The sequence below is a fragment of the Caballeronia sp. LZ033 genome (assembly GCF_031451265.1).
Lineage (GTDB): Bacteria > Pseudomonadota > Gammaproteobacteria > Burkholderiales > Burkholderiaceae > Caballeronia.
This window is the reverse complement of record NZ_JARUXQ010000001.1, coordinates 2,042,114-2,063,683: the sequence shown is the minus strand read 5'-3', so window position 1 is coordinate 2,063,683 and position 21,570 is coordinate 2,042,114. Positions and strand designations below refer to the sequence as shown.

At 60.1% G+C, this 21,570-nt stretch carries 26 protein-coding genes; 8 read left to right on the top strand and 18 right to left on the bottom strand.

All coding sequences use genetic code 11. From position 1 onward, the window contains the following. Positions 1–95: 95 nt before the first annotated feature. From QCE62_RS09635 to QCE62_RS09605, 7 genes are all read right to left on the bottom strand, one after another. Positions 96–3,203 (bottom strand): tetratricopeptide repeat protein, encoded by a 3,108-nt coding sequence (locus QCE62_RS09635; RefSeq protein WP_309917034.1) that lies wholly within the window; start codon positions 3,201–3,203, stop codon positions 96–98. A 240-nt stretch (positions 3,204–3,443) separates the two neighbouring features. Next, entirely contained in the window at positions 3,444–4,691 is a 1,248-nt protein-coding gene (locus tag QCE62_RS09630; protein ID WP_309917031.1) for an MFS transporter, read from the bottom strand. Continuing rightward, the gene (arsH, locus tag QCE62_RS09625) at positions 4,642–5,406 is read right to left on the bottom strand and encodes an arsenical resistance protein ArsH (RefSeq protein ID WP_309917028.1); all 765 of its coding nucleotides are present in this window, start codon (positions 5,404–5,406) and stop codon (positions 4,642–4,644) included. Before arsH ends, QCE62_RS09630 begins: the two co-directional genes overlap by 50 nt. Then, the gene (arsC, locus tag QCE62_RS09620; RefSeq protein ID WP_309917025.1) at positions 5,406–5,828 is read right to left on the bottom strand and encodes an arsenate reductase (glutaredoxin); all 423 of its coding nucleotides are present in this window, start codon (positions 5,826–5,828) and stop codon (positions 5,406–5,408) included. The genes arsH and arsC overlap by 1 nt, the downstream gene beginning before the upstream one ends. A 9-nt stretch (positions 5,829–5,837) precedes the next feature. Continuing rightward, positions 5,838–6,908 (bottom strand): ACR3 family arsenite efflux transporter, encoded by a 1,071-nt coding sequence (gene arsB / locus QCE62_RS09615; RefSeq protein WP_309917022.1) that lies wholly within the window; start codon positions 6,906–6,908, stop codon positions 5,838–5,840. Next, a complete protein-coding gene (locus QCE62_RS09610) occupies positions 6,905–7,360 on the bottom strand; it encodes an ArsI/CadI family heavy metal resistance metalloenzyme (protein ID WP_309917019.1) in 456 nt (151 codons plus the stop codon). The genes arsB and QCE62_RS09610 overlap by 4 nt, the downstream gene beginning before the upstream one ends. Continuing rightward, on the bottom strand, positions 7,357–7,689 hold the full coding sequence (locus QCE62_RS09605) for a metalloregulator ArsR/SmtB family transcription factor (protein ID WP_309917016.1): 333 nt from the start codon (positions 7,687–7,689) through the stop codon (positions 7,357–7,359). The genes QCE62_RS09610 and QCE62_RS09605 overlap by 4 nt, the downstream gene beginning before the upstream one ends. Positions 7,690–7,980: 291 nt before the next feature. On the opposite strand from QCE62_RS09605, the gene QCE62_RS09600 reads away from it, so the two are divergent. After that, positions 7,981–8,382 (top strand): hypothetical protein, encoded by a 402-nt coding sequence (locus QCE62_RS09600; RefSeq protein WP_309917014.1) that lies wholly within the window; start codon positions 7,981–7,983, stop codon positions 8,380–8,382. 49 nt (positions 8,383–8,431) lie between these two features. Here QCE62_RS09600 and QCE62_RS09595 read toward each other — a convergent pair whose 3' ends face one another. Both QCE62_RS09595 and QCE62_RS09590 read right to left on the bottom strand, forming a co-directional pair. Then, positions 8,432–8,830 (bottom strand): DUF6088 family protein, encoded by a 399-nt coding sequence (locus QCE62_RS09595; RefSeq protein WP_309917011.1) that lies wholly within the window; start codon positions 8,828–8,830, stop codon positions 8,432–8,434. Further along, the gene (locus tag QCE62_RS09590; RefSeq protein WP_309917008.1) at positions 8,817–9,305 is read right to left on the bottom strand and encodes a hypothetical protein; all 489 of its coding nucleotides are present in this window, start codon (positions 9,303–9,305) and stop codon (positions 8,817–8,819) included. Before QCE62_RS09590 ends, QCE62_RS09595 begins: the two co-directional genes overlap by 14 nt. Before the next feature lie 47 nt (positions 9,306–9,352). On the opposite strand from QCE62_RS09590, the gene QCE62_RS09585 reads away from it, so the two are divergent. From QCE62_RS09585 to QCE62_RS09575, 3 genes are read left to right on the top strand one after another with little or no spacing between them, the layout of a single operon-like run. Next, complete coding sequence (locus QCE62_RS09585) at positions 9,353–9,916, top strand: hypothetical protein (RefSeq protein WP_309917005.1); 564 nt, start codon at positions 9,353–9,355, stop codon at positions 9,914–9,916. Beyond that, positions 9,910–10,236, top strand: coding sequence for a hypothetical protein (locus QCE62_RS09580; protein ID WP_309917002.1), 327 nt, complete (start codon positions 9,910–9,912; stop codon positions 10,234–10,236). The genes QCE62_RS09585 and QCE62_RS09580 overlap by 7 nt, the downstream gene beginning before the upstream one ends. Before the next feature lie 23 nt (positions 10,237–10,259). Beyond that, complete coding sequence (locus QCE62_RS09575; RefSeq protein ID WP_309917000.1) at positions 10,260–10,646, top strand: hypothetical protein; 387 nt, start codon at positions 10,260–10,262, stop codon at positions 10,644–10,646. A gap of 34 nt (positions 10,647–10,680) precedes the next feature. Here the strand turns inward: QCE62_RS09575 and QCE62_RS09570 are convergent, their stop codons facing one another. Continuing rightward, the gene (locus tag QCE62_RS09570; RefSeq protein WP_309916997.1) at positions 10,681–10,893 is read right to left on the bottom strand and encodes a hypothetical protein; all 213 of its coding nucleotides are present in this window, start codon (positions 10,891–10,893) and stop codon (positions 10,681–10,683) included. A 340-nt stretch (positions 10,894–11,233) separates the two neighbouring features. Here QCE62_RS09570 and QCE62_RS09565 point away from each other — a divergent pair, with 340 nt between their 5' ends. Continuing rightward, a complete protein-coding gene (locus tag QCE62_RS09565) occupies positions 11,234–11,677 on the top strand; it encodes a hypothetical protein (RefSeq protein ID WP_309916995.1) in 444 nt (147 codons plus the stop codon). 74 nt (positions 11,678–11,751) lie between these two features. On the opposite strand, the gene QCE62_RS09560 is transcribed toward QCE62_RS09565, so the two are convergent. Then, positions 11,752–12,093: a helix-turn-helix transcriptional regulator gene (locus tag QCE62_RS09560; protein ID WP_309916991.1), complete on the bottom strand. Its 342-nt coding sequence runs from the start codon at positions 12,091–12,093 to the stop codon at positions 11,752–11,754. A 294-nt stretch (positions 12,094–12,387) separates the two neighbouring features. On the opposite strand from QCE62_RS09560, the gene QCE62_RS09555 reads away from it, so the two are divergent. Beyond that, positions 12,388–12,972: a hypothetical protein gene (locus QCE62_RS09555; RefSeq protein ID WP_309916988.1), complete on the top strand. Its 585-nt coding sequence runs from the start codon at positions 12,388–12,390 to the stop codon at positions 12,970–12,972. Positions 12,973–13,546: 574 nt separating this feature from the next. Here QCE62_RS09555 and QCE62_RS09550 read toward each other — a convergent pair. The 3 genes from QCE62_RS09550 to QCE62_RS09540 form a co-directional block, all read right to left on the bottom strand. After that, a complete protein-coding gene (locus QCE62_RS09550; RefSeq protein ID WP_309916985.1) occupies positions 13,547–13,915 on the bottom strand; it encodes a glycine zipper domain-containing protein in 369 nt (122 codons plus the stop codon). A gap of 165 nt (positions 13,916–14,080) precedes the next feature. After that, positions 14,081–15,379: a lysophospholipid transporter LplT gene (gene lplT / locus QCE62_RS09545; protein ID WP_309916982.1), complete on the bottom strand. Its 1,299-nt coding sequence runs from the start codon at positions 15,377–15,379 to the stop codon at positions 14,081–14,083. A gap of 184 nt (positions 15,380–15,563) precedes the next feature. Then, positions 15,564–16,367 (bottom strand): inositol monophosphatase family protein, encoded by an 804-nt coding sequence (locus QCE62_RS09540; RefSeq protein WP_309808802.1) that lies wholly within the window; start codon positions 16,365–16,367, stop codon positions 15,564–15,566. A gap of 302 nt (positions 16,368–16,669) precedes the next feature. Between QCE62_RS09540 and QCE62_RS09535 the strand changes: the two genes are divergently transcribed. Next, the gene (locus QCE62_RS09535) at positions 16,670–17,449 is read left to right on the top strand and encodes an RNA methyltransferase (protein WP_309916979.1); all 780 of its coding nucleotides are present in this window, start codon (positions 16,670–16,672) and stop codon (positions 17,447–17,449) included. Between the two features lie 187 nt (positions 17,450–17,636). Next, positions 17,637–18,440: a serine O-acetyltransferase gene (gene cysE / locus QCE62_RS09530; RefSeq protein ID WP_309916976.1), complete on the top strand. Its 804-nt coding sequence runs from the start codon at positions 17,637–17,639 to the stop codon at positions 18,438–18,440. Between the two features lie 4 nt (positions 18,441–18,444). Here the strand turns inward: cysE and QCE62_RS09525 are convergent, their stop codons facing one another. The 4 genes from QCE62_RS09525 to QCE62_RS09510 all read right to left on the bottom strand — a co-directional run bounded on the left by QCE62_RS09525 (position 18,445) and on the right by QCE62_RS09510 (position 21,424). Then, positions 18,445–19,254 (bottom strand): UDP-2,3-diacylglucosamine diphosphatase, encoded by an 810-nt coding sequence (locus tag QCE62_RS09525; protein WP_309916974.1) that lies wholly within the window; start codon positions 19,252–19,254, stop codon positions 18,445–18,447. A gap of 13 nt (positions 19,255–19,267) precedes the next feature. Beyond that, positions 19,268–19,759, bottom strand: a complete 492-nt coding sequence (locus tag QCE62_RS09520) for a peptidylprolyl isomerase (RefSeq protein WP_309916972.1) — start codon at positions 19,757–19,759, stop codon at positions 19,268–19,270. A gap of 90 nt (positions 19,760–19,849) precedes the next feature. Further along, positions 19,850–20,431, bottom strand: coding sequence for a peptidylprolyl isomerase (locus QCE62_RS09515; protein WP_309916969.1), 582 nt, complete (start codon positions 20,429–20,431; stop codon positions 19,850–19,852). A 210-nt stretch (positions 20,432–20,641) separates the two neighbouring features. Then, the gene (locus QCE62_RS09510; protein ID WP_309916966.1) at positions 20,642–21,424 is read right to left on the bottom strand and encodes a tetratricopeptide repeat protein; all 783 of its coding nucleotides are present in this window, start codon (positions 21,422–21,424) and stop codon (positions 20,642–20,644) included. Positions 21,425–21,570: the final 146 nt, after the last annotated feature.

Sequence of the window (21,570 nt, the reverse complement as noted above, 5' to 3'; positions counted from 1 at the left end):
CAGCGAGTTCACCACATCAAGATATCTAGCCGCTCCACCTGAGGCAATCCTGCGCCCAGGCGCGGACGCCTCTACACACGGCCTAGGCGAGCCGCTTACTTCTCGAACTCCGCTGCGTCAATTTGGCCTGTGCGACGGAGCCCTTCAAATACGCTGCTTAGAGTTGCCCGATGAGTACCCTCCGGCGTGGACTCCGAGTCGTCCGCAACAACCGTCCATGTCGCGGGGCTGGGACCATCGCCTACAGTTAAAAGCTTGATGCCAGACTTCTGCGATGACGTCCAAACCCCAATAGTCCGCGATTCCAGCGCTTCGACGATAGCAGCCTCAATGTTGAGTTGTTTCGGCTGAGCATGGGACAAGGAGTCAGCAAAGGCTATAAGTTGGTCTTGAATACATTGCGGAACTATCACCGCCTTTACAGCGGATTCAATTTTCTCAAGGACCCCGAGTTGCGTGGCCAGCAGCATTGTCGAGACGTCCAAGTGCAGGTGCCAGTCCGCCAGTGCAATGCCAGTGTCGAAATCGAGAGCTCGGGCGCCGTGCCGAATCATAAGCGGCAGGTAATCAACGGTGTCCTGTGATGTCCCCGAACCCAAGTAAAAATGCCCACCGAAGTCAATGCCAGCGGGTTGCGTGGCGACATGGAACGGCACCGCCCCGTCCAGATAGAGGTTCCGAAGATTGATTTGAGCCCGAGCGCGAGCGGTAAGGAACTCTCGAACCTCCTCGAGGGTCATCATCTTAAATAGGCCATCATTCGGCTTTGCCATCAGTGTTGCAATGGCTGATTCGAAAACGACGGCCTCTTTGTCCATGCCTAGCCGAAGTGCCTGGCTGTGCGCTTCGAGGGCCATTTCCTCCGGTAGACCTTTTGCGCCTGCGTGCTTCAGCAAATCACGAGCTAACTCTCTATCCTCGAGGGCGACGACACGAGCCCAGCGAAGCGCATCAGCGGCAGCTAACTCATTTTTGGATATTTCATCGCGGATGACGGGAAGAGCACCGCGAATATCACCTGCTCTAAGACGAACATCCGCTCGCAGCATGCGCTCGCGGACTCCGTCAAACTGCAAAGACAGCTTGTCTGCGGCCCTGAGGGCTTGGGGATGATGGCCGAGGTCTGCGAGCGAATGCGCTTCGATAGTTGCTAGGTTTCGAGGAAGCTCTCCGCGCGGGAAAGCCAACCGATTCGCTTGCAATAGTGTCAGAGCTAAGGCCGCGTTATGCGTGTTGAACGCAGCATGTACGGCCAGCTCCACCGCCGACGCCGTCTCAAACTTGATGAGCAGTTGGACGTACCTCGCAAGGAACTGCCAACGACCTGCGGCAGCAAGGCGCGACGCGGCCGCCAGCAATGCAACGGAGCGAGCATCTCGAGTAGCCAGTTTAGAGAAAAGAGACTCGAGTTCGTCCCACTCCAAACCTTGAGAAACATCGCCGACGATAGCGAAAATCCGACGCTCAATTTCCGAACTTCCTCGGGCTGACGAAGTGATGGATTGTCCTGGCGGTGGTTCGAGAAATCCGACGCGTGCCTCATATGCAGCTCGTTGCGCTTCATTTGTGAAGAGCTCATTGTTTGCCAGCAGTACCGCCTTCGCGTCAGTGTCGTTAGAATCGAGCGTAAGAAGCCAGCTATAAGCCAGAACATGAGCCGCGTCTTTGTCAGGTCCGTGTGCCACGACGCGCAAGGCTTCACGACTGCGGTCATGCTGAAATTTTAAGCCGCGCGTGAGAGCCCAACTTATTACTTCGGGGCTAGCCGGCTCGGCGTCCAGCAGTCGGTCACAACGAATTTGTGCGGCACCGAGGCCGTCGACAAGATTGCATTCGCACGCCAGCGCCCAAAGCTCATCGAAGGAGCCTGCGGGCGACTTTCTAGACTCAGCTGCGAGACTAGCAAACGTAGCCAACGCTTCGCTGAGGAGAGCCTGGCTGGCGTCATCTTGGCGAATCAGTTCGGCCGCGATAGGCGAAGGATTGGTGAAGTGTTCCTCGCCGACGACTTTTGATAAGGCATTTGCGTAACGAATGACCGCGCCAGCACGCCTGACGATGAACCACCGAGGCGCGCGCATTTCTGTTCGACGTATCTCGGCTAGAGCCGCGGCGCGCTTGCCACGGAGCAGATGTAGGAAGGCACGTAGCCTCGACACTTCGATACTTGCAATGCCTTCGACGAGCGGCAATTCATCAAGGATGCGCTCGGCGTCGTCGAGATGACCCGCCTGGAGGAGCAACGCTGCTTTAATCTCAAGCGCGTTAGGCTCGGATGCGCTTTCGAGAAGGGTAAGCGCTCCGTCTTGGTCACCTTGGTGAGCTGCCAAAAGTGCTTTGAAGGTCAGAGCACCTTCGACGGAGATAGCGTCGGCTTCATTCGCAAACGCCGTCGCTGCGCTGATATCCCCCTCCTGAAGCTTCGCAGATGCTAGATACCGTAAGCATTTACCTTTGACGTTCGATGTGATTCGCGACCAAGCTTCGCCACTCCTTGTCCTTTCCAGCTCTACAACGATAGCGCTCGGGTTTTCTTCGCGCAGCCGGGCCTTTAACGCATCAAGTTTTTTGTCGATTTCCGTGCTTAAAGCGGCGGCAAGTGGTGCCACCGTTGTCGTCAACATCTCGAGGACTACGCTCTGTTCCGAAGTAACCGCGCTCGCGCCCGTTGGAACGTCGCCGCAGATGACGTTGGCCCAATAGTTACTCATGTACTGCGTGACGATGGCTCGTTGAAATCTTAGCTTTTCTTGAAATTGGCGCGGGCCCCAAACCTCGTACTCCATTCCATGCTCGGAGAAGAGTTTCTTTTGCTCGAATATGGCGTCCGAGGTCGTGCGCATGTGAACCGGAGCTGCGACGGCAAGGATGAACCGGCGAACATTCCGTTGCTTCCAAAAGGAGTCGTGATGCTTTAGGAAATCGTGAGACCAGTCTCTAATTTCACTCGGAATGACGTGCTTGTAGCACTTAGATGAAGCGACGACTATCGCCGGTTCACCTCGGAGTTCGCCATAGGAGTCTGCACCGAACTGTTCTACGCCATCTTCGTGAAACAGGTCTGCGGTTTTGACATCTGGTTCATGCGCCAGGATAGCGCAGGTCAGCTCCTCGAACTGCTTTGGCTCCATTTGCGAGAAGTCAGGCGGGTCTCCGCGATTCGTGGACGGGGCGATTTCAGGGCGCGTTGAATCTTCGGTCATGCTGGCGGTCACGGTGCACGGGTTATCTTCCGACCAATATTAAACGAATCACCGCCAATTTTCGTCCTGTGACAGCAAACGCTGAAATGTGTTTATTGACGCTGCGGGCGTGTCTCAGCTCGAAGTCGGCGAAAGTTCCCCGGCCCGGACGCGACTCTTGAACTGCCCAAATTTCGTAGATTCCGGGTTGCCTGAGTCTCAGGGCATATCGCCTGGAAATGTCGTCTGCGCAGTCTCTTGCTAGTTTCTAGATGTACGAACCGCGAGCCAGAACGAGAGAGGGGACAGACTTGACACCGCAAGAACGGTCCACTCGACGGCGGGATAGCCGTGCGAGGCACCCCAGATAGTCGCTGCCGCTATTGGAGCGATGCCCTTGGCGATGTTTGATGGAAAGGAAAGCATGCCGCTGATAGCACCGTAGCCTTCTGTCCACAACAGCTCTTGAATGATGGTCCCACGGAGAATGGTCATCATCCCGTTGGCTGCTCCATAGCAAAGCGCGAACAACCAAAGCGAGTAGGCTGAATGCCCAGCGCAAATCAGGATGACCGTCGACACTGGAAACAAGGTTACAACGACAAATCCTACGGTCGAAATGTTGACGTGCCGGTCGAATGCAAACCAGACTGCGCGGGCGACGACTTGGGCTGGGCCAATTAGTGCCATTGTGGTGACGAGTACAGCGTTGGACACGGCTCGCTCTTGCATCAACGGTACAAGGTGGAAAGTCAGCGCGGCAAACGTGGAGTAGTACGCGGTGAGGCAGATAGCAAGGAACCAGAACGTCGGTGAGCGCAGTGCACGGCGGCTCGCAAGCGCATCCGCGACTTTTCGTTCTTGGTGAGTCTCGTGAGTCGTCGGGTCGAGCCGGGACGAGCGGATGGCGAACAGGTGGATAGGCAGACAGACGAGCAGATTGCCAGCGGCGAGCGCAACCAGCGCAGACCGCCATCCAGCAGCGCCGACGAGAAATTGCGTCAGCGGGATAAAGACCGTGCTCGCAAATCCTGCAACGAGCGTCACGAGCGTGATTTTGCTTTTGTAGCTCGCCGGATATCGATGCGTCAGCACCGCGAACAGCGGGTCGTAAAACGTCGCCGCCATTGACAGACCAAGGCCGACCCAGGCAACGAACACCACGATGAGGGACGAGGTTGTTGCCCACAAAACCAGCATCGCTGCGGCAACGACTGACCCGACTGCCATCACTCGTCGGCCGAGCCCGTGGTCAATCCATTTCCCGATGGGATAGGCTGCGAAGCCAGAGACGAGTAGACCGAGCGAGAGTGCTGCGTTGGTCGCTGTGCGGCTCCAGCCCACCGTTTGTTCCATCGGAACGACGAGGAGCGAGAATGAATAGTAGACGGAGCCCCACGAGACCAACTGCGCAATCGCTAGTGCCCAAGTCGCCCACGCCTGCGAGGGCTTCGCGTCGTTACTCGACTTCGCCCTGGTCTGTGTCAGAGTTTTCCCTATCTCGCTCATGGTTCATCGCGGCGTCGGTGAGAGCGGCGATTGCCGCCGGAGCCCTTTCTTTTCTTTCGCTGTAGCGGTCGCTCAGGTAGTCGGAGCGGTCGCGGACGAGGAGCGTAAATTTGTACAGCTCCTCCATAACGTCAACCACTCGGTCGTAATATCCCGAGGGCCTCATTCGACCGTTCTCGTCGAACTCCTGAAACGCCTTCGCGACCGAACTCTGATTCGGGATGGTCACCATGCGCATCCATCGGCCGAGCACACGTAGTGCGTTGACCGCGTTAAACGATTGGCTTCCACCAGACACCTGCATCACAGCAAGTGTGCGACCCTGCGTCGGGCGGATGCTCCCCGTCTCTAGAGGCAACCAGTCAATCTGGTTCTTGAATACGCCCGTAAGTGCTCCATGGCGCTCAGGGCTGCACCAGACCTGGCCTTCCGACCAGAATGAGAGTTCGCGAAGCTCCGCAACCTTCGGGTGGTCAGCAGGAACGCTATCAGCCAGCGGCAAGCACGCTGGGTCGAACACCCGTGTCTCTGCGCCAAAGCTTTGAAGGATGCGCTCGGCTTCGAGCGTGAGCAGCTTGCTGTACGAGGTGGGCCGCAGCGAGCCATAAAGCAACAGGATGCGTGGCGGGTGCGCCGATATCTTGTGCGGTTCGAGCTTCTTCAGGTCGGGCGTGTCGAGGACCGATGCAACGATGTTCGGGAGCGTCGCAATCATCAGCGCACCCTCTGGCCCGATGCATCGACGATTTTTTGACCGTCTTCCTTCGTGAACTCGCCGCGTTGCTCAGAGGGGAGGATGTCCAACACAGTTTCCGACGGCCGACAGAGCCGAACGCCAAGCGGCGATAGGACGAAGGGGCGGTTTATGAGGATGGGATGCGCCATCATGGCATCGAGCAACTGCTCCTCAGTCAGCGCCTCGTTCTCGAGTCCAAGTTCGGCGTACGGCGTGCCTTTTTCACGGAGCGCCGCGCGAACCGACATACCGGCAGACGCAATCATCGATTTCAGCTGTTCTCGGGTAGGAGGATGTTCAAGATACTCAATGACTTCCGGCTCGATTCCCGCGTTCCGAATCATGGCCAGCACATTCCTCGACGTGCCGCACGCCGGATTGTGATAGATGGTGACGTTCATTGTTTACTCTTAAAACGTTCGTGTTTCGTACCAGCGCTGCGAGCGGGTCACTACCGCGACAACTAGCAGCATGACCGGCACCTCAATCAGCACGCCTACCACCGTTGCGAGCGCTGCGCCGGACTGAAATCCGAAGAGGCTGATTGCAGTGGCCACGGCCAGCTCGAAAAAGTTGCTCGCCCCAATCAGACTAGACGGGCCGGCCACGCAGTGCGCGACGCCGAGTCGACGGTTCAGCAGGTAAGCGAGGGCAGAGTTCAGGAAGACCTGGATGAGAATCGGCACTGCCAGCATCGCAATGACCAACGGCTCGCTGACGATTGCTTGGCCCTGGAAGGCGAAGAGCAGCACCAGAGTCAGGAGCAGCGCGCAGATGGAGTATGGGCCGAGCCTTCCGACAACCTGCTTGAAGTGGGCTTCACCTCGAGCGAGCAGTTGTCGACGCAAGACCTGAGCGATAACGACCGGAATGACAATGTACAGACCGACCGAGGTAAAGAGGGTGTCCCATGGGACCGTGATTGCCGACAGCCCGAGCAGCAGTGCCACAAGTGGAGCGAAGGCGACAATCATGATGGCGTCGTTCAACGCCACTTGCGACAGCGTGAAGTACGGGTCGCCTTTGCAGAGCTGTGACCATACGAAGACCATCGCCGTGCATGGAGCCGCTGCAAGCAGAATCAGGCCAGCAACGTAACTATCAAGTTGATTGGATGGCAGATAAGGCGCGAAGAGGTGGCGAACGAAAATCCACCCTAGGATTGCCATCGAGAACGGCTTTACGAGCCAGTTCACGACAAGCGTCACGCCGATGCCACGCCAGTGCTCTCGAACTTGAGACATGGCACCGAAGTCGATTTTCAGCAGCATCGGCACAATCATGACCCAGATGAGCACGCCGACCGGAATATTGACGTGCGCGACTTCCATGCACCCGATAGCTTCGAACATTGCTGGCAACCAATGACCCAGCGCAATGCCCGCAACAATACAGAGTGCGACCCAGACGGTCAGATAGCGCTCGAAGAATCCGATGACCGAAGCCGCGCTGCTGTTGGCTGAACGTCCTAGGCTGCTCAAGCTCGGCTCCTAAATGAGAATGTCGACGGAGCAGGCGGGCAGCACGCGGGCGACTTAGGCTGAACGTCATGACGTGACTGGCCGTAGGTCGGTGCCGCTTCTAGGGTACGGAACGTTTCCCATGCCACACCCTGCGGGTCGACTGTCCACGACTTATCCGACTTCGCGTAGCAGCAGGTCGTAGCAGTTTGGTCCATTGCCGGCAGCTCGGCCGAAGCGAAGCGCGCCCGCATTTCGGCAAGCTCCTCATCCGTTTCGACCTGCAAACCCAGATGGTCGATGCCGGGCCTTACGCCTCGCTTCGAAATTGCAAAATTCACGCTTGGGTCATCGAGCTCCCATTTCCGATAGTCGTCTTTCTCGACCAGCGGGCCGACGCCGAACATTGCCGAGTAGAACTGGGTGCTCACGTAGAGGTCATCGACTGCGATGTGGATATGCATGCGCTTCATTTTTCGTCTCCGCAGCATTGCAGCGTAGGGGCGATGCTGCATGCATCGCCTGCGCAGCAGTTTACGGTCAGATAACCGATGAGCCCATTCATGGACTCGAAATTCGCTGAATAGAAGATGAATCGACCTTCCTGCCTTGGGCGGACCAAGTCTGCGTGCGTCAGGTCTTTCAAGTGAAAGCTGAGGCCCGACGGCGAGACGCCCACCTGCTGAGCGATTTCTCCCGCAGGCATACCGTTCGGTCCTGCAACGACGAGCGCTCGGAAGATTGCGAGGCGGGAGTCATGAGCTAGTGCGCCCAGGGCGCGTACGACGAGGTTCGTTTCCATGCGAAAGGATGTTACGCTGATAATTTCCATATTTCAATAAATATTGAAATATGGAACTGGCACGTGGATTAAGCGAGCCGTTTTGTCGGTAGCTGAACAAGCGGAACATTTCAGTAGAGTTCAAGGCCTACGACGCAGGGCTCCATTACCGTTGGCACGAAAACGTGAGGGAGGCTTGTTGGACGGGCCTGAGCGGCCCTTCGACGAGCTGCAGGGGTTTTCTGCTGTCAACCGGCTATGCGTCAACTGAGAATACGAGAATGCTGGGTTTTTATACAGTACTATGTGGGCATGGACGTTATCCTCGAATCCATTGATTGCAGTGATGCCGACGAGTTCTTGCTCGAGCGAATGGCTATCATGGAGTACGACGGCGGTCTGAAGCGGTACGACGCCGAGATGCATGCGGTGGCCGCGACATTACGGTACTGCGAGCGGACTGGTGCGACTGAGCCGCAAGATGGGCGCTATCGCGTGTACCTGCAACTGTTCGCTCGTCACGGCATGCCAGTGCTGCCGGAGGTGCCTGCTGTGATGACAGTCGCAGAGGTCGCGGACAGGCTCGACGTCTCCCTGTATTACCTGCATCGCAGCGTCATCGACGCAGGAAAACTTGCAGTGAAAGAGGGTGCTGAGGGGGAGTTGGTCGTCGACCGACGAGTGGCAGAGCGCTACATTGCCGCCCAAAACTGAGGCGTTTTTGATGAGGCGCATTGCATTTTTCAACGTTGAAAAATCGCGCTCACCGCTCGTACTTGACCACCTTGCTGCCGACCTGAATTTTGCGCGTGATGCGTCGCTTGCCTGTGTCAACGGCTCCGTCCACGGGGACCTGCGTTGTTTTGCCTGCATTGTAGTCACGCGCGAGGCGCCCTGGCGTTATCGCAATGCCAAGTCTGCGAAAAGTCTCAGCAGCGATTGTCTCAAAGGGTGCCGCCGGCGCCAGCTTGCCCGTGAATTTGTTGATGCGCGTCTTTGCATAGACTCCGATGCTCACGCGCACCAGTCGGCCGTCGGCGACAAGTTTTGCGAGCACCCGTGTGACCTGCGTAGCACTTCCCAGATGTGCCACGTCTGAGCGGAGTATGACAACGCCGCCGCGCTTCTCAATCGCGCTCTCTACGCGCTCAGTCAGTGGCATCTTCAGCAGACTGAGTCTCGAATGTCGTTACGACCAGCGTCGCGTACGGTACTTTCAAGCAGGTTTCGAGCAGGCTACCTGCAAACACAAATCCGGACGAAAACCCCAAATCTGCTGCGTCTGGCTCTGAAATTTCAGCGTGCAGGCGGCCCATATAAAGTAAGAAAAGCGTGTGGCTTATATCCGAGCACTTGCGCTCGCTCAGCGCCGCAACGGCTTTCATAAACAACGTCTCCGAGACACTCGCGCTGTTAATAGCAACTTTCGACTCACCTAATTTCAGGCGCGGACCCGCACCAGTGTTCAGCTCGAATCTCACACAAAAAGTCGTCGAACTTCGATACATCATTTCACCTCGCGAGCCGTTCGAACCAATGTCTAAAAAGGATGTGAATATTTCAAACTTAGTTGCATGACACAACAAAGGGTGGGAAAACCATGAATTTTGAGAAGAAAGTTGCGCATATGCTAGCATGATGAAGTGCAATTAACGTCACAGACCGGAAAACGGACGGAGCGCGGATGAGTTTCTTTACCGAAGCTGAAGCTGCAGAAGTCTTGCATTTGAGTGAGTCTCAGGTTTATCAGCTGCTCGCGGCTGGTGAGCTGACGCTGGACCGAGATAGCGTGCTTTCATACAGAAAAAAGCTGCGAGTAGGGCGACCGCTTCAACCCGGGGAAACAGAACTCTCATACAAAGTCGACGGGCTGCTGCAGACAAATGTCACCGTGACTCTCGGTGATGGCTCCGGCGACTCGATGCAGATAGTCTGCGAAGGGACGAAGCTGTCCCTCGGCGAGCCCCGATGGCCCGCAGCACGTAGCGCGCTAAGCAAACCCGAGCCTCGTGGACCTTTCCCGGTCGCGAGTGCCTTCACGATTTTTGTATCTGAGGTGCGCCTTGAGGGGCCGGCCGAGTCACAAGTGCGCGCGTCGCTGCGTGTTGCGGTTCAGTGCAAAGATGGCTTTGCTTACGCGAGCGTACATAGCACGCAGCACCGCATCGACCTTCCGCCTGTGCCGTTTGTTATTGGGGATGACGTCGTCACTATCGCCCGAACAATTCTTGAGGCGGCATCATGCTGAGCGATGTCCCCGACGATTTTCCGCGAGACGTCACCCCGGCGTCGCTCTCTGGTGCGCAGATGAAACTCGCCGGCCGGCTGATTGACGGCAAATTTGTCGTCGGCCAAACGCCGGAAGAGCGCTTCGAGCGTTGGGATTTGTGCGAAGACCTCGCGCAGCAGCTTGTCCACAAAGCTTTAGCTGACGCGGCAAAGTACCCGGAGAACAGCAGTGACGTGACGCTGCAACGGATGCGCAATGCGCTGCAGAAAAAAGGCTGGGTCACGGTCGTAGAGATGGATTGGCTCATTGAGCGTCTACGTGCGCTTCTCGGCTGGTAACAAGCGCCAGCGGAGCAGGGCACGTGCGGTCAGCTGTAGAACCACTTCCCGTCTTCAGCGACCCCATTCTTGATGCGAAGGATGCCTTGGGCAATTTCGTCTTCGAGCGCCGTGCCGTTCGACTTCGCGCAAAGTTCGATTTTCTGGCTCAAGTAGTAATAGCCATTGCCGGTCGGTGCCTGGGCATGGCACTACGCACAGTGGTACGAGAACTGCAGAACGTAGAACTGCACCCAGCCGGTGGAGCCGAATACGCCATGAATGCGATGCTCTCCGACAATGTTGTATCAAAGGTCTTTCTCGCTGATGTCGGCAAGCCTGCAGATTCTGTCGAATCCAATAACGCTGCGAATCAGCCGGTCTTTGCGCCGCTCATTGAATCGCGGAAAGACGAAGCTAGCTGCTACTAGCGCTCCGAAGATGTAAAGCGCGTAGGTCATAGTTTTACGAAAGCCGGTCCATCGCTTTGTTATAGGCGCGTGCAAGCAGCCATGCGAGATGTGTGCCGAGAAACAAGACTATGAAGACGCCGAGCGCGAGCCATGCCCATTCGCCTGATGGACCGGCTGGATTGCAGTCGGGCTCTGGCTTGGCGCCGTATTGATTCTCCGCGTGCAATGTGAGCAACGCTCGGTCCGACATCTGTTGCAGCGTCATCGCGCCGCTGTTCAATCGAGCGATTTCTGCATGGTCTTCGGTCCACGCTGTGTGTCGCGCCCAGCAACCTGAGTAGCTGCTCACAGCGGGTACAAATCCGGCAGCAAGCGCAACCGCTGCGCTTACGATTGTGATGATTTTTGTGCCTCGTCTCACCGCAGCCCCATCCTACTATTCTGTTTCTTCGAGCACATAATATAAGACGAAACGGCCGAGTTAGGGCCGTCGCACGTGCAGCCGGGAGTTTCATGCCCCAATTTTTTGCTCTCAAGAATTTGTTAAAGCGTGTCGTTAACTCGCGTGCTGAAAAACACAATTTGATTGGGGTGACGTACTGAATATGTTGACACTGCTCTTTTACAAAAACACGTCCGGCGCGTATGTTGGCGATTTGTATAAAGGCGAACAGCGCCTTCTCGCAACTACTCATCCAGCGACCATTGCCGCCGCTGTATTCGCCCTTGACGAGTACAGTCTCGAAATCAAGACGGATAAGGGCGCTCACACGATGCAGTTCCCCTGCGAAGACGACGACTTGATGCCGCTGACGCTTCTCTGTGTCGAGCCGTCGATGGTGCATTTCATCACTGGCTTGGCGACATTCTCGGCCACGAACTTCTCAGCGCCGCCGGGCTTTGACAAGCAGGCTGACATTCATTTCCGTACAGCGGTGCATCACTTGCCCGATGAACTGGTGAAAAACGCTCCAAAAGGCCCCGTCCCAAAGACTTTCAAAGCCGCGCTTCGTGAGCGCAACCAATTCATTTACTACCCTTGGGAGTAAGTGAGCCAAGGCCGCCCTATGGGGCGGCTTTTTTCTTTGCGCACGACACTGCGGGACTTGCGAGGCATTCGGCTTCAGAAGTTCAGTTCGTCGAGTTCAGCTTTGCTCAAGCTGCGCACGCGAGTTCTTCGTTCACGAGCAGCTTGCGCGAGTAGGGCGGGGTCTTTCTGCGCGTACAGATGTTCTAGCGTCGTCCCTGGCGCGACGGCTTCGAGGTAGCGCAAAATCTGGCCTACCGCGAGCCCGGGGTCTCCATGCTCTAGCCGGTAAATAGTGTTGCGCGACAATCCAGCTCGCGCAGCTGCTTCAGTCTGCTTGACACCGCGCGCGATGCGCAGCCGGCTCAACAACTCACCGAGCTGTCGGCTCTGCTCATGAAGATATTTCGGAAGTGCAGCTGCTTGGTCAACTTTCATGTTCGTTAAATCAATCACAATAAGCATTACGCTCGATTTAACGAGCAATCTAGCATGAGTAGACGTCTCAATAGCGTCGAGTTGTCATGCTGGCACTCGATTCGCCTCTCAAGCACAGTCATGCCGACGTTCTATGTTCGTCAAATCAATCGCAAGAGTCGTTACGCTCGATTTCACGAGCATTTAACCATGATTGGATGCTGATGCGCGCTCCGAAAGGTCCGCTCCACGGAGCAGCCTTTTCATTTGCGCGCGCCGTACACTGTCGCCGACAACAATCACATGGGGTGCGGCATGGCAGATGGCGGTGTAACGGTTGTGGCAGCGGTTATTGCAGCAGGGGCGGCAGTCACAGTGGCTTATGCGAGCAACTTCGTAGCTGAGCAGTACCGCCGACACCTTGATAGCACAGGGTGGGCAAGTGCTATCGCAGGTGAACTCAGGTCGCACGCTGAAGCGTTCCCCCTGCTTAAGGCGCTGTTCGCCGATTTGCTCCAGCGCGCTGAGAAGAAGGAGCCGCTGCCCCTGTACCCAATCCCGATGCCCACGGACCCGGTATTCGACAGCGACCCGGGCAAAGTCGGGCTGCTCGGCGCGCAGTTTGCCGGCGAGGTCGCCTTTGCGTACGAAAGCCTGCGTGCTTTTCGCGGCGCGTTCTTCGTTGTCATAGAACATCACAAGGGGATGGACCCAGAGCAACTCACGGGGAGGCTGCGGCGGCTCTCAGGCATGATTCACGACAACGAGGCGCGTCTATGGTCGTTGATTAACGGACTTAACGCTTATTCTGACTTGGGGTTCAGCAAATCACGATTCGTCGACTCGTGGATGCACAGACTGCATTTCAGGCAACGCGTTCGCTCACGTCGCGAGCAGTGACTTACACAGTTTGAGTCACAGACACTGAGAAGACGTCAGGGTATGTGGTGAGCATCGGCTTCCTACCAGGCCGTCTTTTATATCTCAAACCGGAAAATCTCTGGAAAATGACGAAATTTTCGGCTTAAACGTGTACTGTAACTTGTTGATTTTTATAACGTTTTATAGTTATTGAGTGTGTGGACACTGATACTGCTGCATCATCGGCGTGTGTTGCGACAGGTCCGCAGCCGTGGCGGTTTCGCTGGAGGAGTCGGGAGTTGCCGTGTGATTGCCCATCATGCGTGCTGTGAAAGCCGGAACGTGCCGACGGCCGGACGCAACGTGCGCCCGCCGCGGACGGCGGATAACGGCGATGGTGACCAGTGAAGACCGGTTACCAGCGACAGGGCATGAGTTTAACCTGTTGGGAAGAACGGGCGGAGTCGGCCGGATGGCCTAGCGATGTTTGCAGCCGGAAGGCGAAGGCATGCCTGGATGGAACGCGGAAGGAACGCGAGCAGGTCGCAGCAAGCAAGGAGAGGCAGGGACGAAGCGCATCGTCCCCGCGGCCATCAACGAGGTGCGGACTGCATTACGCACGCGCGGCCAGGAATCCCACCAGCAGCGCGAGTCCCGCCACTGCCCCCAGCGTGTGCCAAGGCTTGTCATGCACGAATTCATCGGCATAGCCGGCTGCGTCGCCGAGCTTGCCCGAGAACACGTTGCTCGCGCCATTCATCTGCGAGCGCGCGGACTTCAGCTTGGCTTGCAGGTCGCGCCGCAGCTTGTCGGCGTCGATGTCCTTCGCGCCGTGAATCGAGCTTTCCAGATCATCGAGCAGGCTGCGCAACTGGCTGCTGGCCGTATCGACCGCGTCGCTTGCACCGCGCACCGCGCGCTCGCCGACGTTGGCTGCGCCATTGATTTTGCTGTCGAGCGTCGAACGTGTGAACAATCCCATTTCCTTGCTCCTTTATTGACGTTGCCGAATAAGATTAGCGCCGGATTCGCCGCCTGCCACGATTTATCTCAACAGCCTGACGACCGTTCGTTTGCTACCCCGCGCAGGCTTGTCAACCGGTTGCGCGCGGGGCCGGCGAATCCAGATTCATCGAAGCAGCAAGGATCATTCCTCGACCATCGCGCCCAGATCCACTTCGCGATCGTTGCGGGCGTGGCGGCGCATCGCGAGCGCCATCATCAGGCAGACGAACAGGCCAAAGACGACGATGATCCACTGCACCGGCACCTGGATGGTCAGCAGCAGCGCGTAGGCGCCGAGCATCGCCAGGACGGCGAGATTCTGGTTGAAGTTCTGCACCGCGATGGAATGTCCCGCCGACAGCAGGGTGGCGCCGCGATGTTGCAGGATCGCGTTCATCGGCACGATGAAGAAGCCCGACAGGCCGCCCAGCGCGATCATCAGCGGATAGGCCATCAGGATGTAGGCGGGCGCGAACCACGGCCCGATATGCACGCCCGCGCCGGCCGGAAACAGGTCCTTGTTGTAGAAGGCCATCGCCACCGATACCGCACCGATCAGCACGCCCACCGGCAGCACTTTCAGCGACTGGCGCAGCACGATCCACGCGGATGCCGCCGCCGCCCCGAGCGCGATGCCCACGCCCGTGATGCCCTGCAGCACGGCCGCCTTCGACAGCGACAGGCCGAGGTTCGCGTCGGCCCACTTGAGCACCAGCAGTTGCAGCGTGACGGCGGCGCCCCACAGCAGCGTCGTGACCCACAGCGCGATCTGTGCGAGCCGGTCTTTCCACAGCACCTTGAAGCAGTGCGAGAAGTCATGCACGAGACGGGTCGGCTGGTTCAGCAGGTTCGGATAGCGCGCGCCGGTATCGGGAATGAACGCGTTGATCGCCGCCGCCGACGCATAGATCAGCATCACGGTGAACAGCGCGGCGTGCGCCGCGGTGCGCACGAAGGGCAGGTGCGCCTGCGCCACCCAGTGCGTGACCACCTGGCTCACGAGCGCGCCGCCGATCACGGTGCCGAGGATCGTCGAGCCGACCGTCGCCGATTCGAGCCACGCATTGGCCGCGATCAGTTTCTGCGGCGGCAGGAGTTCGGTGAGGATGCCGTATTTCGCGGGCGAATAAGCCGCCGCGCCGAGACCCACGACGCCGTACGCGATCATCGGATGCACGCCCGCGATCATCAGCGCGCAGCCGGCCGCCTTCAGCGCGTTCGAGATGAACATGACGTGGCGCTTCTGGAGGGCGTCCGCGAAGGCGCCGACGAAGGGGGCGAGCACCACGTAGGAAACGGTGAAGAAGATCTGCAGCAGCGGCGTGACCCAGGGCGCCGACTGCACGACGGCGAGCATGGCGATGGCGGCGATCAGGAGCGCATTGTCGGCGAGCGACGAGACGAACTGCGCGGCGATGATCGTGTAGAAGCCTTTTTTCATGACGGGCTCGATGGCAGGCTCGGCGCGCGGTCCCGAAGCCCGGCGCGGACGGGACGCGCATCGAGAGAGGCGGCCGGGGCAAAAGAGTGCATCGTAACGGAGCCCCGCGATCGATGCAGACCCGGCGCGCGTGCGCAAACGTGCGCAAACGTGCGGGAAAAGCGGGGCGCGCCCTGCGTACGGCTTATTCGCCGGTCAGGCGCGTGCGCGAGTACATGTCGAGGATCTTGATCATCTGCGCGTAGACCTTCGGGTTCGCCGCGACGATCTCGTTCTTGAACAGGAAGTCCGATTCGCCCGTGTAATTGCCGACCAGGCCGCCCGCTTCGGTTACGATCAGGCTGCCCGCCGCGACGTCCCACGGATGGATGCCCTGCTCGAAGAAACCGTCGAGCCGGCCCGCCGCGACGTTCGCGAGGTCCAGCGCCGCCGCGCCCGGACGGCGCAGGCCCGCGCACGACAGCGTCATTTCGCTGAACATGCGCATGTAGGCGTTGAGGCCCTGGCCGTCGCGGAACGGGAAGCCCGTGCCGACCAGCGCGTCCGACAGCCGGTCCAGCTTGCCGACGCGAATCCGGCGCTCGTTCAGATACGCGCCGCGGCCGCGCGAGGCGGTGAACAGGTCGTTGCGGGTCGGATCGTAGACGACCGCCTGCTGCACCACGCCCTTGTGCGCGAGCGCAATCGATACGCAGTAATACTGGAAGCCGTGGATGAAGTTGGTGGTGCCGTCGAGCGGGTCGATGATCCACTGGAACTCGGATTCGCGCTCGGTTTCGCCGGATTCTTCGGCGAGGATGGAGTGATCGGGATAGGCGGTGGTCAGCGTCTCGATGATCGCGGCTTCGGACGCCTTGTCGACTTCCGTCACGAAGTCGTTGTGCTGTTTCTTGCTGATCTGGATGCGGTCCAGGTCCAGCGACGCGCGGTTGATGATCTGTCCGGCGCGGCGCGCGGCCTTGACAGCGATATTGAGCATCGGATGCATGAGCGAAATCCTCTGGCCGCCGGCGCGTTCGAACCCACGCGCAGGCGAAAAAGTTGGCGACAACGACTGTCGACGAAAGACGAATTGAATAAGAGCGAGGCGGCCGCAAGACAGTCCGGAGTGAATCCGGCCGCCATTCACGACGCGCGAGGGCGCCATTTTACCTGAAACCCGGCGACGGGCCGCGTGCCGGTTGCGTCATGAGGCGCGCGGGGCGGTCGGCCGTCAAATCCGCGTTAACATAGCGGGCTCGAACGCTCCAATTCCAGCTTTTCCTCAGCTTACTCAGCACGAACCGCGCCTTGGACACCAACGATCTACTCCCGCCCGCCGGAGGCTTCACCTCCACCCGCTTCGTCCTCGTCGAACCGAGTCATCCGGGCAATGTCGGCGCGGCCGCGCGCGCGCTCAAGACCATGGGTTTCGCGCGCCTCGTGCTCGTCGCACCGCGCGTCGCGGACGTGAAGAACACGCCGGAAGCCATCGCAATGGCCTCCGGCGCCGATGACGTGCTCGCCTCCGCGCACGTCGTCGACACGCTCGCCGATGCGCTCACGGGCGTCCGCTGGTCGGCCGCGCTGACGGCGCGCACTCGCGAATACGGTCCGCCGCAGATGCCGCCGCGCGCGCTGGCCGAGCGCGTTCACGAATTCGTGCGGCACGGCGACATCGCGCTCGTGTTCGGCAACGAGCGCACCGGGCTCTCGAATGCCGACGTCGAACGCTGCAGCGCGCTCGCCCACATCCCGGCCAATCCGGCCTACAGCTCGCTCAATCTCGCGCAGGCCGTGCAGGTGCTGGCGTACGAACTGCGTCTCGCGTTCCAGGCGCCTGCCAGCCCGCTCGCGCTCGTCGAAACGGCGGGGCAGGGCGCGTCGAGCGAAGAAATCGAGGGAATGTATGCGCATCTCGAAGAAGCGCTCGTCGCGCTGGCGTTTCTCGATCCGGCCAACCCGAAGAAGCTGATGTCGCGCGTGCGGCGGATGTTCGCGCGCTCCGGGCTGGAGCACGAGGAAGTCAACATCCTGCGCGGCATCGCCAAGCACGTGCTGCTGCAGGCGGGGAAGGATCGCAAGGGGTGAGCGAGCGACGGGGGCCGACCGCATTCGCATCGTGGGCATCGCGGCAGACTCGGCGCGCTCGTCCTACAATCGCCGGAAAACGGCCCGAGCCGATATAAGCTTTGCGCGTTCCGTGCTATGCAGGCAACCGCCGCACGGAACGGCGCTGGCTCCGTCCTTGCCCCTGTCCCTCAATCGAGACCTCGCCATGTTCGACCGACTTCGCGAAGACATCGCCGCCATCCGCGAGCGCGATCCCGCCGCCCGCAGCGCATGGGAAGTCGTGACTTGCTATCCCGGGTTGCACGCCATCGTGCTGCATCGGTTCGCGCACGCGTGCTGGCGCGGCCAATGGCGCTGGCTCGCGCGCTTCGTGTCGCAGGTCGCGCGCTTTCTTACCGGCATCGAAATCCATCCAGGCGCGACGCTCGGCCGGCGCGTGTTCATCGATCACGGCATGGGCGTCGTGATCGGCGAAACCGCCGAAATCGGCGACGACTGCACCATCTACCAGGGCGTGACGCTCGGCGGCACCTCGCTCACACGCGGCGCGAAGCGTCATCCGACACTCGAACGCGGCGTGATCGTCGGGGCTGGGGCGAAGGTGCTCGGCGGCTTTACGGTGGGTGCGGAGGCGAAGATCGGCTCGAATGCCGTGGTGGTGAAGCCGGTGCCGGCAGGCGGCACGGCGGTCGGCAATCCGGCGCGCATCGTGATGCCGGCGGTCGGCAAAAAACCGGCCGAAGCGCCGGCGCGCAGCGGCTTCTGCGCCTACGGCATCACACCGAACGCCGACGATCCCATGTCCCTCGCCATCCACGGCCTGATCGATCACGCCTCGACGCAGACCCAGCGCATCGACGAGATGGTCGCGGCGCTGGAGCGGCTCGGCGCGCGCATGGAAGCGCTGAATCCGGCGGACGGCGCGGCGCTCATCGATCTCAAGCGCCTGTGCACGTCGATGGACGGCAAGACCAGCGCCGCCGCGCAAACGGCGGACACCGCCCGCTGACCCGTTACAGCGGCAGCGCGCGCAGGCCCTGTTCGTCCAGACGCAGATAGCCGCCGCGCGGCGCCGCGACATCGAGCTCCCAGTCGGGCAGCACCCAGCGCACGCCCTCGACCTCGCGATGCATCGCCGGGCGGTGCGTGTGCCCGTGAATCAGCGTATGCGTGTGGCTCCCGATGAACAGCTCGGAGACGGCCTTCTTCGTGACGTCGTATTTGGGCGCGGCGCCCGCCATGCGGCCGCCTTCGCGCTGCGTGCTCTTCGTGCGCATGCGCTGGCCGATGCCCATGCGCGTCTCCAGCGGCAACGCGAGAAACAGGCGTTGCGCGATACGGTTGCGCGCGAGCGCGCGGAAGGCCTGGTAGCCGCGATCGGCGGTGCAGAGTCCATCGCCATGCGCGAGCACGATGCGCTTGCCGAAGCCCGTAATGACGAACGGCTCGGGCAGCAGCATCGCGCCGGCGTCCTTCATGAAACGCGGACCGAGCAGGAAGTCGCGGTTGCCGTGCATCACATACAGCCCGATGCCGCGTTCCGACAGCGTATGCATCAGCCGCGTCATGCGGCGCGCGAAGGCCGCGCGCGGGTGGGACGAGGGCGCATCGAGGATGTCGTCGCCGATCCAGAATTCGAACAGGTCGCCAAGAATGAAGACGGAATCCGCCTCGTTCGCGGTGACCTCGACGAAATGCTCGAACGCCGTGACCGTGTTCGGCAGCGCCTCGCTCAAGTGCAGGTCGGAAATGAAAAACAGCGGGCGCGGCTGTTTCGCCGCACCCGGCGCGTTGCGATCGAATGACGCGTTCGTAGCGATCATGCAGTGACCGCGATCAGACCACCACGGCCTTCTCGATCACCACGTCGTCCGCCGGCACGTCCTGATGGAAACCCTTCGAGCCGGTCTTCACCTTCTTGATCTTGTCGACCACGTCCATGCCCTCGACCACGCGGCCGAACACGGTGTAGCCCCAGCCTTGCGGCGTCGGCGACGAGTGGTTCAGGAAGTCGTTGTCCTTCACGTTGATGAAGAACTGCGCGGTGGCCGAGTGCGGGTCGTTCGTGCGGGCCATCGCGACCGTGTAGTTGTCGTTCGAGAGGCCGTTGTTGGCTTCGTTGGTGATCGGCGCGTCGGTCGGCTTCTGCTTCATGCCCGGCTCGAAGCCGCCGCCCTGAATCATGAAGCCGTCGATCACGCGGTGGAACACGGTGTTGTCGTAGTGTCCCTTCTTCACGTAGTTGAGGAAGTTTTCCACCGACTTCGGCGCCTTCTCGGCGTCCAGTTCGATCTTGATGACGCCGTGGTTCGTATGCAGTTCGACCATGATTGTGTTCTCCAGTGTTCCAGTGTGTTGATTGGGGCCGTGGCGCGGCTTGAATCATGACGGCGCCACGGACGCGAAGGGCGTTGCGGATTACTGCGAGACCACGCTCGCCGATTCGATGACGGTCGGCTTCTGCGGCACGTCCTGCATCGGACCGCGCGTGGTGGTCGGGCTTCCTTCGATCTTCTTCACGACATCCATCCCGGCCACGACCTTGCCGAACACGGCATAGCCGTTGCCATCCGGGCTCGGGTAGTCGAGACCCGCATTATCGACCGTATTGATGAAGAACTGGGCCGTGGCCGAATTCGGGTCGCTGGTGCGCGCCATCGCGATGGTGCCCGTCAGGTTCTTCAGGCCGTTCTTGCTTTCGAGCGGGATCGGCGCGCGCGTCGGCTTCTCAGCAAAACTCGTGCTGAAGCCGCCGCCCTGGATCATGAAGCCCGGAATCACGCGATGAAAGATCGTGCCGCTGTATTGACCGGACTTCACGTAGCTCAGAAAGTTCGCGACGGTCTTCGGCGCCTTTTCCGGATACAGCTCGACCTTGATGTCGCCTTGCGTGGTCTTGAGGAGCACGGTGGGGTGCGCTGCCTGTGCGTTGGGCTGGGCGAACGACGGCGCGCTCGCGATCAGGGCAGCGCTCGAAAGCGCCAGCATCAGGAATTTCATGAAGGATCGATCCTCGTGTGGTGAATGCAATGCGTCAGCCGCGACAGCCGGATTGCGAAGCGAGCGCGCCGGAAGCTTGCCGGAACCGCGCCGCGAGGCGACAGCTTACCGCGCGCCGCGCCGGATGCCGAACCGGCGCGTGACCGGCTTCGTCTGCTCAGTGTCGTGGCTCAGTGCCGTGGCTCAGTGTCGTGGCTCAGTGCCGTGCGCTCAAGGCCGCGTGCTCGGCGCGATGTAGGGCGTGCTCGGCAGCGGGCTGCTCGGGCCGCCGAAGGGCGAGTAATCGTCGGGCGAGGGCACCGTCGACGTCGGGCTGCTTCCCGAGGTTGTCCCTGAAGCGGGCGCCCATTCGTCCGCGCCGCGCGCCGCTGCCGCGCCCGAAGCGCCCGATGCCGCCGCGGCCTCTGCCCCGCGCTTGCGCGCCGGCGGCGTATAGATGTTCTGGATGGCCGCGATGCGCCGGGCCGTGAGCGGGCTCTTCGAGCCGAGCGTCTGCGCGCGCTTGTACGACTCGCTCGCGAGCCGCAAATACAGATCGCCGAGATTGTCGTAGGCGAGCGCATAGCCGGGGTTGGCCTTCACCGCGGTTTCGAGCGCCACGCGCGCGTCGTCATAGCGGCCTTTCTTCGCATAGAGCGCGGCCAGGTTGTTGTACGGCTCCGGCAATTCGGGATAAGCCTGCGTGAGTTCGGTGAATGCGGCGATGGCGTCGTCGTCGCGGTTCAGGCGGGCGAGCACGGTGGCGCGCTTGAACTTCGCCTGGACGTCGCGCGGATGGCTCGCGATGCGCGCATCGAGTTGCGTGAGCGCCGCGCTCCAGTCCTTGTTTGCAATGGCCGAGTCGATTTGCGGCGTATCGTCGCGCGTGGCGGGTGAGGTCTGCGCGAACGCGGCGCCCGAGGCGCCGATGCAGAGCGCGAGCACGGCGAGCGAGCGCGCCGCGAATGCGCTGAGGGTCCCGGGCAGGCGCCGGCGGGAAAGTGGCGAAGACATGCGCGCTGAGCGATGAGTCACTTGGGATCGATTCAATGATTGATGCTGCGAAGGATGCCGGAAAGCGGCGAAAGCGTGCAACGAAAAAACCGGCGGCAGCTTCGGCGCACGGACCGTGACGGAGCCTGAAACAATCCCTTCGGCGG

Bases quoted from the DNA above. Each gene is read 5' to 3' on its own strand.
- QCE62_RS09635 (WP_309917034.1), bottom strand. From the start codon at position 3,203: ATGACCGAAGATTCAACGCGCCCTGAAATCGCCCCGTCCACGAATCGC.
- QCE62_RS09630 (WP_309917031.1), bottom strand. From the start codon at position 4,691: ATGAGCGAGATAGGGAAAACTCTGACACAGACCAGGGCGAAGTCGAGT.
- arsH (WP_309917028.1), bottom strand. From the start codon at position 5,406: ATGATTGCGACGCTCCCGAACATCGTTGCATCGGTCCTCGACACGCCC.
- arsC (WP_309917025.1), bottom strand. From the start codon at position 5,828: ATGAACGTCACCATCTATCACAATCCGGCGTGCGGCACGTCGAGGAAT.
- QCE62_RS09610 (WP_309917019.1), bottom strand. From the start codon at position 7,360: ATGAAGCGCATGCATATCCACATCGCAGTCGATGACCTCTACGTGAGC.
- QCE62_RS09605 (WP_309917016.1), bottom strand. From the start codon at position 7,689: ATGGAAACGAACCTCGTCGTACGCGCCCTGGGCGCACTAGCTCATGAC.
- QCE62_RS09600 (WP_309917014.1), top strand. From the start codon at position 7,981: ATGGACGTTATCCTCGAATCCATTGATTGCAGTGATGCCGACGAGTTC.
- QCE62_RS09595 (WP_309917011.1), bottom strand. From the start codon at position 8,830: ATGCCACTGACTGAGCGCGTAGAGAGCGCGATTGAGAAGCGCGGCGGC.
- QCE62_RS09590 (WP_309917008.1), bottom strand. From the start codon at position 9,305: ATGCTAGCATATGCGCAACTTTCTTCTCAAAATTCATGGTTTTCCCAC.
- QCE62_RS09585 (WP_309917005.1), top strand. From the start codon at position 9,353: ATGAGTTTCTTTACCGAAGCTGAAGCTGCAGAAGTCTTGCATTTGAGT.
- QCE62_RS09580 (WP_309917002.1), top strand. From the start codon at position 9,910: ATGCTGAGCGATGTCCCCGACGATTTTCCGCGAGACGTCACCCCGGCG.
- QCE62_RS09570 (WP_309916997.1), bottom strand. From the start codon at position 10,893: ATGACGCTGCAACAGATGTCGGACCGAGCGTTGCTCACATTGCACGCG.
- QCE62_RS09565 (WP_309916995.1), top strand. From the start codon at position 11,234: ATGTTGACACTGCTCTTTTACAAAAACACGTCCGGCGCGTATGTTGGC.
- QCE62_RS09560 (WP_309916991.1), bottom strand. From the start codon at position 12,093: ATGAAAGTTGACCAAGCAGCTGCACTTCCGAAATATCTTCATGAGCAG.
- QCE62_RS09555 (WP_309916988.1), top strand. From the start codon at position 12,388: ATGGCAGATGGCGGTGTAACGGTTGTGGCAGCGGTTATTGCAGCAGGG.
- QCE62_RS09550 (WP_309916985.1), bottom strand. From the start codon at position 13,915: ATGGGATTGTTCACACGTTCGACGCTCGACAGCAAAATCAATGGCGCA.
- lplT (WP_309916982.1), bottom strand. From the start codon at position 15,379: ATGAAAAAAGGCTTCTACACGATCATCGCCGCGCAGTTCGTCTCGTCG.
- QCE62_RS09540 (WP_309808802.1), bottom strand. From the start codon at position 16,367: ATGCATCCGATGCTCAATATCGCTGTCAAGGCCGCGCGCCGCGCCGGA.
- cysE (WP_309916976.1), top strand. From the start codon at position 17,637: ATGTTCGACCGACTTCGCGAAGACATCGCCGCCATCCGCGAGCGCGAT.
- QCE62_RS09525 (WP_309916974.1), bottom strand. From the start codon at position 19,254: ATGATCGCTACGAACGCGTCATTCGATCGCAACGCGCCGGGTGCGGCG.
- QCE62_RS09520 (WP_309916972.1), bottom strand. From the start codon at position 19,759: ATGGTCGAACTGCATACGAACCACGGCGTCATCAAGATCGAACTGGAC.
- QCE62_RS09515 (WP_309916969.1), bottom strand. From the start codon at position 20,431: ATGAAATTCCTGATGCTGGCGCTTTCGAGCGCTGCCCTGATCGCGAGC.
- QCE62_RS09510 (WP_309916966.1), bottom strand. From the start codon at position 21,424: ATGTCTTCGCCACTTTCCCGCCGGCGCCTGCCCGGGACCCTCAGCGCA.